We start from the raw sequence: 813 nt of genomic DNA on the forward strand, positions 1-813 counted from the left end.
ATAATAATTTGCTTGTTCATTCTTAGGGTTTAGCTGCAAGCATCTTCTAAAATACATAAGTGCCTTATGATTCCCCTGCTCTCTTCCATACCAATACATCCCCAGCTCAAAATATTTGCTCCAAGTCTCGTCTGCCTGCTCTTGTTTTTTAGTCATACTATTACCTACTGCTCCTTCTATTTTGCATCTTTGAAGTTTGTTGATGATTGCCATCTCTAACTTGTCTAGAGATTTATTAAATATTGAATCTTTGTTAATTGTATCTCTGTTATTTGACGAAGAACCTTGCTGCACAGCTGCATCACTATTACCAATACCATTTACACCTTCTCCTCCTGTAGCAAGCCAAATACCTTCTGTAATGCTTAACATCTCTGATAACGTATACATTAGTGCAGTACTTGTTTCTGTGTTTTTACGAAGACTTGAAGCAAACATCCGCACCGCCTCCGCGTACCTTCCAAGAAGACACAATGTGATGCCGCTGAAGTAATATGCTACGTGATTATCAGGATGAGCTTTGATTGATGACTTAAAGCAACATAATGCAGATCTATAGAATTTTTGCTTATTTTGAGATTTGTGCAGTAACAGTAATTGCTTGCCTAGCTTTAGCCACGCATCATCTTTACCGAGTTTTAAAAAACTTATTAATACTGTGATTGTTCTAGAGTTAAATGATTCTGATGGGGATTGGTTATTATGGTCATGAGATATACTAACTAATCTTGCCGCTTTAGATTCAGCTTTAGTTTTATATTCTAATTTATCTTTTGTGCTTTTTTGTGAATGAGGTTTTTGTGGCAACGCACA

The 813-nt window shown here is 36.3% G+C and carries 1 pseudogene; it reads right to left on the bottom strand.

Annotated elements, in window-relative coordinates:
* Positions 1-813 (bottom strand): annotated as a pseudogene (locus tag KYQ89_RS07690) (tetratricopeptide repeat protein); the annotation flags it as partial.

Source organism: Rickettsia sp. TH2014, assembly GCF_019249195.1.
Lineage (GTDB): Bacteria > Pseudomonadota > Alphaproteobacteria > Rickettsiales > Rickettsiaceae > Rickettsia > Rickettsia felis.